10 protein-coding genes are annotated in these 9,746 nt (G+C 58.5%); all 10 read right to left on the bottom strand.

The features are described 5' to 3' along the window. Positions 1 to 223 precede the first annotated feature (223 nt). On the bottom strand, positions 224 to 799 hold the full coding sequence (locus AC2FFP_RS14665; protein ID WP_496844495.1) for an MOSC domain-containing protein: 576 nt from the start codon (positions 797 to 799) through the stop codon (positions 224 to 226). Between the two features lie 108 nt (positions 800 to 907). Beyond that, positions 908 to 2,824: an ATP-dependent zinc metalloprotease FtsH gene (ftsH, locus tag AC2FFP_RS14660; protein ID WP_496844494.1), complete on the bottom strand. Its 1,917-nt coding sequence runs from the start codon at positions 2,822 to 2,824 to the stop codon at positions 908 to 910. A 76-nt stretch (positions 2,825 to 2,900) separates the two neighbouring features. Beyond that, positions 2,901 to 4,154: a tRNA lysidine(34) synthetase TilS gene (gene tilS / locus AC2FFP_RS14655; protein ID WP_496844493.1), complete on the bottom strand. Its 1,254-nt coding sequence runs from the start codon at positions 4,152 to 4,154 to the stop codon at positions 2,901 to 2,903. Then, the gene (gene ybgF, locus AC2FFP_RS14650; protein WP_496726874.1) at positions 4,151 to 4,984 is read right to left on the bottom strand and encodes a tol-pal system protein YbgF; all 834 of its coding nucleotides are present in this window, start codon (positions 4,982 to 4,984) and stop codon (positions 4,151 to 4,153) included. Before ybgF ends, tilS begins: the two co-directional genes overlap by 4 nt. A 4-nt stretch (positions 4,985 to 4,988) precedes the next feature. Continuing rightward, the gene (gene pal / locus AC2FFP_RS14645) at positions 4,989 to 5,492 is read right to left on the bottom strand and encodes a peptidoglycan-associated lipoprotein Pal (protein WP_496726873.1); all 504 of its coding nucleotides are present in this window, start codon (positions 5,490 to 5,492) and stop codon (positions 4,989 to 4,991) included. A gap of 89 nt (positions 5,493 to 5,581) precedes the next feature. Then, entirely contained in the window at positions 5,582 to 6,901 is a 1,320-nt protein-coding gene (gene tolB, locus AC2FFP_RS14640) for a Tol-Pal system beta propeller repeat protein TolB (RefSeq protein WP_496767058.1), read from the bottom strand. Then, entirely contained in the window at positions 6,898 to 7,998 is a 1,101-nt protein-coding gene (gene tolA / locus AC2FFP_RS14635; RefSeq protein WP_496767059.1) for a cell envelope integrity protein TolA, read from the bottom strand. The genes tolB and tolA overlap by 4 nt, the downstream gene beginning before the upstream one ends. A gap of 9 nt (positions 7,999 to 8,007) precedes the next feature. After that, entirely contained in the window at positions 8,008 to 8,484 is a 477-nt protein-coding gene (gene tolR / locus AC2FFP_RS14630; RefSeq protein ID WP_109312607.1) for a protein TolR, read from the bottom strand. A gap of 1 nt (position 8,485) precedes the next feature. Continuing rightward, positions 8,486 to 9,181, bottom strand: a complete 696-nt coding sequence (gene tolQ, locus AC2FFP_RS14625; protein WP_058273221.1) for a protein TolQ — start codon at positions 9,179 to 9,181, stop codon at positions 8,486 to 8,488. A 112-nt stretch (positions 9,182 to 9,293) separates the two neighbouring features. Next, positions 9,294 to 9,701 (bottom strand): tol-pal system-associated acyl-CoA thioesterase, encoded by a 408-nt coding sequence (ybgC, locus tag AC2FFP_RS14620; RefSeq protein ID WP_058273220.1) that lies wholly within the window; start codon positions 9,699 to 9,701, stop codon positions 9,294 to 9,296. Between the last annotated feature and the right edge of the window lie 45 nt (positions 9,702 to 9,746).

Here is a 9,746-nt window from a genome sequence, read left to right as displayed (position 1 = left end):
CCTGAATAGGCTTCTTCTGCGCCTCGCGCGCGATTTCAATGTCCGATTTATAGCTCATTGGGCAAAACCCCCGGTTGAATTCCCTGCTAACCGGCGCAGCTGGGCCGGTGCTGGTCAATCCATACCGTTGTGTACAATCCCGATGGATAGAGATTCCGACATATTCAAGCCATGAAACGGCGTAGCGTCATTTCACCGGTTTCAAATCAAAAACGCTTGACGCTTAGGGCGCCCAAGCCCGCTGATCTGGCACGAACAGGCTCATCTGGTCCCCCAACAGCAGCTGTCCGGGTCGTTCCACCCACGCAGTCACACCCCTTCGGCCCTTTGCCGCAGGCTTGAAGGACGCCCCGTACCCGGGTTGATCGGCTTCGATCTCACGCCCGGGAATGACACAGGGGCGGTTTTCCATATCCACGGTTATCGTGACACCGTCGCGGACCTGCAAACGCGAGGATGGCGGAAGGTATGTAAAGTCCGGAATGCCGCGCAACAGGATGCTGACGCCCAGAAACGAAGGGTCCAGCCGATCCAGCCCCATCTCTTTAGCAGTGGCGTCCATTTCCTCGGCGGACAGAACAGACAATTGGCGCACGTTGCGGATTTCAGTGCCTTGCGGATACAGATTCTTGACCCTGACACATGAGGCCCGGTTGAGACCCTCGTGCCGCTCGCCTTTGTCTCCTGAGAAATCCAGTTTCAAAGCATCGACCGCTTTGGCCCGGATCGAGCCACCCGCGGGCACATGACCCAGCCAAACAACTTCACCCGTGAATTCTGTCTCTCGCAATACCGGCATTTGAAATCCCCTTCGGCTGCGGGCCGTCAAAATCGTACTAAAAGTCAAACCAGCCCATTTGAAAAGCTGAAAAGAAAAGACCCGGGACTTGGCCCGGGTCTGATTTCTTTATGCCGAAGGTTCCGGCTCCATCCCACCGTCGGGCGGGGTCTTTTTGACCTTGGTCTTGGGAATGGCCGTAACGCTGGGCGCGCTGCCCTCATCCGGCTTGTCACCCTCGTCATCACCATCGGTCGGCGATTCGCCATTCATGACACGCTTGATCTCATCCCCGGTCAGGGTTTCGTATTCCAGCAAGCCTTGCGCCAGACGTTCCCATTCCTCGTTCTTGTCGGACAGGATCTTGTGCGCGCGCTCATAACCCTGCTGGATCAGGCGTTTCACCTCTTCCTCGATCAGCTCTTTGGTATGCGCTGAAACCGAGAAGCCAGCAGTGTTGCCCGAATAGCCATCATGCGCCTCGGCATAATCAATGTTACCGACTTTGTCAGACATACCCCAGCGCATCACCATGGCACGCGCCAACTGGCTGGCCTGCATGATGTCACCGGCGGGACCGTTCGAGACGTGATCTTCGCCGTATTTGATCACCTCGGCGGCTTTGCCTGCCATGGTCATGGCCAGCTTTTGCTCGCATTCGTCGCGGTGATAGTTCAGACGGTCCATTTCCGGCAACGACACCACCATACCCAACGCGCCACCGCGCGGAATGATGGTCGCCTTGTAAACCGGATCGCACAGCGGCAGCGACAGTCCGACGACCGCGTGACCAGATTCGTGATAGGCGGTCTTTTCCTTTTGGTCTTGCGTCAGCACCATCGAACGGCGCTCGGCACCCATCATCACCTTGTCCTTGGCGTTCTCGAAGTCTTCCATTGTGACAAAGCGACGGCCAACGCGCGCCGCCATCAATGCGGCCTCGTTCACGAGGTTCGCCAGATCAGCGCCCGAGAAGCCCGGAGTACCACGCGCGATGATGCGCAGGTCGACATCGGGACCCAGAGGTGTCTTGCGCGCGTGCACACCCAGGATCTTCTCGCGGCCTTTGATGTCGGGGTTGCCGACGGTCACGTTGCGGTCAAAACGGCCGGGGCGCAGCAGCGCAGGGTCCAGAACGTCCTTACGGTTGGTGGCCGCCAGAATGATCACACCCTCATTGGATTCGAACCCGTCCATCTCAACCAGCAACTGGTTGAGCGTCTGTTCGCGTTCGTCGTTCCCGCCGCCATACCCGGCACCACGATGACGCCCCACGGCGTCGATTTCATCGATGAACACAATACAGGGCGCATTCTTTTTGGCCTGTTCGAACATGTCACGCACACGGGATGCACCGACACCCACGAACATCTCAACAAAGTCAGAACCTGAGATTGTGAAGAACGGAACACCCGCCTCACCCGCAATCGCACGGGCCAGCAGCGTTTTACCGGTGCCCGGAGGGCCAACCAGCAGCGCGCCTTTCGGGATCTTGCCGCCAAGACGGCTGAACTTCTGCGGGTTGCGCAGGAATTCCACGATCTCTTCCAGCTCTTCCTTGGCCTCGTCAATGCCTGCGACATCGTCAAATGTCACGCGGCCATGCTTTTCGGTCAGCATCTTGGCCTTAGACTTGCCAAAGCCCATCGCGCCACCTTTGCCACCGCCCTGCATCCGGTTCATGAAATAGACCCAGACACCAATCAGCAGCAGGAACGGCAGCAGCGTGATCAGGAACGACTGGAAACCGGATTGCTGCTGTTTCTCGGCGCGAACGGGAATGTTCTCGTCGATCAGCAGTTTGGTGACCTCGGCATCGCCGGGTTTGATGGTGACATAGCTGGCACCGCTTTGCGTGGTATAGCGAATCTGTTCGCCATCCAGAGTCACATTCTTGACTTCGTCGGCTTGAACGGCCGTTACGAAATCAGAATAAGTTCTTTCATTGCTCTGAAGTGTCCCGCCTGGTCCGCTGAACAAATTGAACAGTGCAAGGATCAGCAAAAACAGAACGACCCAGAAGGCGATGTTACGAGCGTTGCCCAAGGAAAGTCTCCCAAAAGATTTCGGCAGATGGGGGTCTGCCGGGTTGCTCTATAAAATAGAGATGATTCAAGGAGGTTCAATGCGATAAAAAAGAAGAATGAAACTCGGGCGTTCCGGGGGCCAATTCAGCCGTCCATCCATTCAACAATCTGGCGGTTGGAGCTGACACCAGTTCATCCCCCAGCCAAACAGCGGGTGAAGCCAACAAGACCTGACGTGGTTTACCCAAGTCCCGCCAATCTGGAACCCTAGGCAGGCCTTGCTCGCCTAACGGTCGGATTTGTACACCAGCGGTCGAAGGCCCTGACAGAATCCAGCGTTTGTCCCACGGCTCGCCGGGGCGCGCGATTTCGCCCTGAACGGCGTTTAGCTCTCTGCAAATCCACGTTTTATTGACCTTTGGGACAAACAAACAGCCATTGACCGACGTAGCGATACCCTCTTTAACAGCCTTCACAGCCTGATCCACCGACGTTTGGCGTGGTGGATACCCCGCTCCGGCAATCCATGCGATGCAGCCGATCACAAGCCGGCGCTGGATTTCCTGAGGCAAAGACTGAAAGGCGGTGCGATCCAAGCATACATCACCGGTTTCCACCACGGCGATTTTTCGGGCGGATTCCTGCGTAAAACGCTCCAACGCCTCACGCGCCTGCGCAAGGTTTTCTGCGACTCGGGTCAAAGAACTGGCCGTGATCCCCAAATCCTTGAGGTCAGACAAGGCCTGCCGTGCCTTGATCCGGTCAAACCGGAGGTCCTGATTCGAGGGATCTTCGATCCAGCCAACTCCCTCACCAGACAGATAGCCACGCAATGCTTGCCTTGTTATACCAAGCATCGGCCGCAACATCGTCACGCCATCCAAAACCCGGTCAACCGGCATGCCCGACAGACCCGTAACACCAGCTGCGCGGCCTAGCCGCATCAGGAAGGTTTCGGCCTGATCATCCGCGGTGTGGCCTAACGCAATCGCGCTGATCGCATTGCGTGTGGCCCATTCGGTCAACAGCCGATAACGCGCCTGTCTGGCCTGATCCTGAAGGTTCCCCTGACCGGCCCACCCTGTCCATTTCAACGTTTGATGCGTGATACCCAAACGCGCGGCAAGCTCGCTTACTTTCTGCGCTTCGGCTTGGGATTCGGGGCGCAAACCGTGGTCAACGGTCGCCGCGAACAATTTAACCTGCTCGTTTTGGGCAATATCATTCAACAGCAAAAGCAGGGCGATTGAATCGCCCCCGCCAGAGACAGCCACACCCATGCGCGGTGGAAGGGTTCGCGGCAAACGCGCCCGAATCCCGGCGCGCAGTTCTTCAGCGTTTTCTGTCAAGAACAGCCCAGGCTTGCCATTTCCTGTGTGGCATTCGTGGCCGAGGTCGACGACGGGAACCGCACGCCCACCTCGCCCAGAGTGATGCAAGCCTGATCGGTCTGCCCTAGACGCCCCAGCGCCGAGCCCAACTCAAACAGCGCCTCGGGTGCGAATGCACCTTCGGAATCGCCGGTAAAGCTGGCCAGAAAGGCCCGCGCGGCCTCACGCGTGTCACCGATCCCAACAAGCGCCCGCCCTCGTTTCAAGTTGGCTTCGGGGGCCAGCGGACTGCCGGGATACGAGGTTTCGAATGTGGCGAATTGCTCCGCTGCGGTCTGATAGTTGCCATCCGCCAGCGCCTGTGATGCGGCATCAAAGTCCGCGCGCTCACCCACGGCAAGTTCACCTTGATCCGTCGGGGCCGGTGCCGTCGGGGTAGTAGGTGTTGTCGGTGCCGCAGCGGTGATTTCGGTTTCGCCACCCAGGGTCGAGGTCTCGCCAAGCGTGCTGAGATCGCCACCTTCCAACTCAACCAAGCGGAATTCCAGATCGCCGATCCGGTTGGTTCCGTCAGTAACAATGTTCTGCACACGTTGGTTCAACTGCTCGGTCTGACGGGTCAGGCGCTGCAATTCAGCCTCAATGGCGTCAACACGTTCCAGAACGGAACTGCCAGCAAGATTGGGTGCCGGAGATCCGGTGGTTGAAAACTCGCGCTTGAGGCGCTGAACCTCGACGTGCAGCACAGTAAGCTCCTGACGGATATCCGCCAGGGTTTGCTGATCCTGTGCACTTGCCACGCCCGCAGTCGCCACGACCGCAGCCAGAACCCATCCTGCAATTCGCATCATCTTACCCCAAAGTTGAACCGGTCAGGACCGTCACCGAACGACGGTTTTTGGAATAGCATTCCTCGGTGCTGCAAATCTCGATCGGGCGTTCCTTTCCGAAACTGACGGTGGTCAACCGGTTGCCCGCGACCCCACGTGAAATGAGGTATTCACGCGCCGCATTGGCGCGACGCGCGCCCAGAGCGAGGTTATACTCGCGAGTACCCTGTTCGTCCGCGTGACCCTCGATCGTGGCGACGAAATCCGTATTGGCCAGCAGCCAGTCTGCCTGTCCCTGCAATATCGTCTGCGCCTGCCCGGTCAGGGTCGACTGATCGACCTCAAACAACACGCGGTCGCCAACAGTTTGCTGGAAATAGGCCGGTGACTGGGGGTCGCTGGGCGAACCCGGCAGGATCGAGCCACTACCGCCCGCGCCACCGCCCAGTGCCGAAGGATCGTTGTTGGTACAGGCGGCCATTACACTTAGCACGCCCAATGCTATGACTTTGCTCAATACATTCATTTCAGGTGCCTCGTCGTTTTATTGCTTTATTGCTGTCTCTGTTATCACAGTGCAGGAAATTTGTGAACTTTTCCAACCCCCTGCCCCGATCACTTCTGCAGTGGGCCCCAGGATGGATCGCTGCCACCATCCGGTGTACGTACCGGGCGCAGGTTCCGACCCGAGATATCCACCGAATACAGTGTCGCCCGACCGCTTGCGCCCTGCGATTCACGGGTGAACATGATGACGCGGCCATTCGGCGACCATGTTGGCCCCTCATCCAGGAAGGACGACGTCAGCAGGCGTTCCTCGCTGCCGTCTGTCCGCATGACGCCGATATGGAACCGACCCTTGTTCTGTTTGGTAAAGGCGATCAGGTCACCACGCGGCGACCAGACCGGTGTACCATACCGCCCCTGTTTAAAGCTGATGCGGGTCGCCTCTCCGCCATTTGCGGGCATGATGTACAGTTGAGGTGTGCCAGAGCGGTCGCTTTCGAACACGATCTGCGACCCGTCCGGCGAATAGCTGGGCGCGGTCTCAATGGCAGGTGTGTTCGTCAAGCGCACGCTCTGGCCCGAGGCCAGATCCATTTTCCAAAGGTCCGTGTTGCCGCCCTGAATCAGCGAATAGACGATGGAGCGGCCATCCGGCGAAAAGCGCGGCGAAAAGCTCATGGTGCCGTCTTGTGTCTTCAATTCAGTCCGTTTGACCCGATCAACGTCCAAAACATAAATGCGCGGCTGACCGGTTTCATAGCTGGTGTACAACAGCCGATCTCCCGAAGGCGAAAAGCGTGGGGCCAGAACAATCGCGGCGCTGTCGGTCAGGTACTGAACGTTCGCGCCATCGTAATCCATGATTGCCAGACGCTTCAGACGCTGGTTCTTGGGACCGCTTTCGGACACAAACGCGACGCGGCTGTCAAAGTAACCGCTTTCGCCGGTCACTCGGGTATAAACCTGATCGGCCACTTTGTGTGCCATGCGCCGCCAGCCATCTGTAGTGCCGGAAAACTGCAGACCATTGCCCAATTCCTGGCCCGAAAATACGTCCCAAACGCGAAATCGCACGGTCAGGCGTTTGCCCGAGACATTGACCGCCCCTGTCACCAAGGCCTCAGCATTGATGGCCTTCCAATCGGCAAATTGCACAGGGGCTTCGAAACTGCTGACCCGGCTGATGAATGCGTCAGAAGAAATCTCTCGGAACAGTCCGGTTCCCGTCAGGTCCGCCGCCACGACGCGCGATATGTCGTTTGCGTATTGTGTGGCCGCTGGCCCGTCGGGCACGAAATTCGGCACCGCAAAAGGCAAGGGTTCGATAATCCCCTGATCCAGCTCAAGACGCAGCGGTCCGCTTTGTGCATACACAGGCGCCGCCAAAATTGTCAGGCCAAGCAACAGGCTGGTCAGAAATCTCATCATTTGATCCGCATCCTCTCGGGATTGAATGTAATCTCAATATCCCGCCATTGTTCGTATTTGTCAGCAGGCAGGGTGTATCCTTTGGCCCCGCAGCGCAAAATCGCTCGCCGGGCGGCCTCATAAGCTTGTCTTGCAGACGCATCGGTACCGCCGGAACTATCCAACATGCTCAGGCTACCGCCGAGCACCTTGCCATCCGGTGTCAGCGAGAACCCGACCACAACGACCGTTTGCAGTGCGTCCGTGGACAGGGAACCAACGTTCCAGCACTTCGACACAGCCAGTCGCATAGCATCCTTCTCACCCGCAGTCAGGGGTGGACCAGACGGTTCGCTGCTCTGCCCCAGCGCCTCGGCCAGTGCGTCGTTGATCGCGGTTTCATCACTTGGCGCGGGCTCTGGTTCGGTCGGTTCTTCGGTCTCGGCCACTTCGGGCTGCGCCGGCGGCGTCGGCCGGTTCGGTCGCACCAGCGGGCGCGGAGAGCTGCGCGGCGCATATTCCTTGGCTTCTTCCGCCTCGGTCACGATTTCATCCGTGGCCTCTTCGGGTGCCGTTTGATCCTGCTGTTCTTGCTGAGTTTCAGCTCCCTCGTCCAGCGATACAGCCGGGGATTCAATATCATCTGGCGCGGCTTCAGGCGGCGGCGGTGCAACAGGTTCAGGCGCTACTTTATCCGCAGGCCGCGGCTGTGCCTCGGGCCCTGGCGGGGCGGGCAAAACGACGGCCTCGGGTTCTGGGGGGGCCAATTCGGGGGGCTGTTCGATCACGACCGGTTCGGGTGGGGGGGCCAGCGGTTCCGGTTCCAGCTCTGGCTCTGGTTCATTTGGCTCAGACACTTCAGGTGTCGGAGGTTCCTGCTCCACCGGTTCAGGGGTGGGGATTTCCTGTTCGGGCGCATCGGGCTGTTGCAGGGCAGTTGGCGTAGGCAGCTCAGGCGCCTCACTTTGAGCCGTCATTGCTGCGAACTGTTCAGCCGAGATCACCGAGATATCCTGCACGGGCATAGGCAATGGTTCGGACCGAAAGGTGCCGCCAAACAGAGCCCACGAAATCAAACTGACATGGGCAATTGCCGAGATCTTGGTGCCGGTATCCACCGCGCGGCCTCACTCTCCACCATCGTCCAGCGCGGGGCCGCCGGTGTCGGTCACCAGCCCCACATTGGAAAACCCACCTGCATTCAGCGCACCCATAACCTGCATCACCTGCGCGTATGGAATTGCACCATCCGCCCGCAGGAACACCCGGTCGCTGCTGCGTTCTGCCGCAATGGCGCGCAGCTTGCCGATCAACTCTTCGCGCGCCACATCCGTGGTTTGAATCTGAACGCGCCCTTCTGCAGTCATCGTGACTGTCAGCGGCTCTTCGTTATCGCCCGGCAAGGCGCTTGCCGCGGTTTTGGGCAGGTCCACCGGCACGCCGACAGTCAACAGCGGTGCCGCCACCATAAAGATAATCAGCAACACCAGCATAACGTCTACAAATGGAGTCACGTTGATCTCGGCCATCGGCTGCGCTCGACCGCGTCGACGGCCGCGTCTGCGCCCGTTCCCGCCTCCGTTCTGCTGAACCGCCGCACCCATTTTAGCTGTCCAACTGACGCGACAGGATGGTGGCGAACTCGTCGGCAAAAGCCTCGTAGCCACCCACGATCCGGTCACTATCAGAACTGAGCTTGTTGTAGAAAATCACCGCCGGGATGGCAGCCAACAGACCCAGGCCCGTGGCCAAAAGCGCCTCGGCAATGCCGGGTGCCACAACGGCCAGGTTGGTGTTTTGCTGCTCGGCAATTTCGATAAACGCGTTCATGATGCCCCAAACGGTCCCGAACAGGCCAATAAACGGCGCGGTCGAGCCCACCGTCGCCAAAATCGGCAATCCTTTTTGCAGTGTCTCGGACTCTTTGGCGATCGCGACATCCATCGAACGGTCAATCCGCGCAGTGGCCCCCGCAATCAGCCCGCCATCCGTTCGGTGCGACCTGCGCCATTCGATCATTCCAGCGGCGAAAATCTTCTCGGAACTGCCGTCGGGCTGCGATCCGATATGTTCGAACAACTCATCCAGCGGGTTGCCGGACCAAAAGGCCTCGTCAAACACCTGCGCTTCGCGACGGGCGGCGCGGTAGTTGATCAATTTCTGAATGATAATCGCCCAAGACCAGATGGATGCAGCGATCAGCATCAACATCACCAGTTTGACGACAAAGGTCGCGCGGGCATACAGCCCCCACATGGAGAAATCGATCTCCTGCGCCAGCGCCAGCGTTTCAGCTTCCATGAACCTGCTCTTTGTTTTTTTGCCTGACGGCCGTTCGTTTGGCCTTGTTTTGCCAAACGCTATCGCAGTTGGTTATGAAAAGCCAACATAACCACCCCTGACCGACAAATTGTTACATTAATGCGCGAATCTCTGCCGGAAGGCGGACCGGCTTGCCCTGCGCGTTCATGCAAACAGCAGTCACCGAGGCGCGGAAGATCTCGGTCTCCCCCCTCTTGACCAACTGACCCATGGTCAGCCGCACACCAGAGATTGACGACAACCAAGTTTCAACGATCAACTCATCATCGAACTTCGCGGGCGCGACGTAATCGGCCTCGATCCGGCGCACGACCCAGACGATCCCACCATCGCGCATCGCGTTCTGATCGTTGCCCAGACGGCGCACATAGTCAGATCGCGCGCGTTCGATAAATTTGAGGTAGTTCGCGTGGTATACGACCCCGCCCATATCGGTGTCTTCATAGTAGACCCGGATCGGAAAGATATGCTTGTGGGGCGCATCAGCTTCATTGGCCATGATATCAGGTCCGGTCTCTCAAATATGTAACGCGCGGGGCAAATC

This window comes from Ruegeria sp. YTSC004 (assembly GCF_059609805.1).
Note: the sequence above shows the minus strand (reverse complement) of the source record. Positions and strands in the feature narration are given on the sequence as shown.

Bases quoted from the DNA above. Each gene is read 5' to 3' on its own strand.
- ybgC (WP_058273220.1), bottom strand. From the start codon at position 9,701: ATGGCCAATGAAGCTGATGCGCCCCACAAGCATATCTTTCCGATCCGG.
- ybgF (WP_496726874.1), bottom strand. From the start codon at position 4,984: ATGCGAATTGCAGGATGGGTTCTGGCTGCGGTCGTGGCGACTGCGGGC.
- AC2FFP_RS14665 (WP_496844495.1), bottom strand. From the start codon at position 799: ATGCCGGTATTGCGAGAGACAGAATTCACGGGTGAAGTTGTTTGGCTG.
- pal (WP_496726873.1), bottom strand. From the start codon at position 5,492: ATGAATGTATTGAGCAAAGTCATAGCATTGGGCGTGCTAAGTGTAATG.
- tolB (WP_496767058.1), bottom strand. From the start codon at position 6,901: ATGATGAGATTTCTGACCAGCCTGTTGCTTGGCCTGACAATTTTGGCG.
- tolQ (WP_058273221.1), bottom strand. From the start codon at position 9,181: ATGGAAGCTGAAACGCTGGCGCTGGCGCAGGAGATCGATTTCTCCATG.
- tolR (WP_109312607.1), bottom strand. From the start codon at position 8,484: ATGGGTGCGGCGGTTCAGCAGAACGGAGGCGGGAACGGGCGCAGACGC.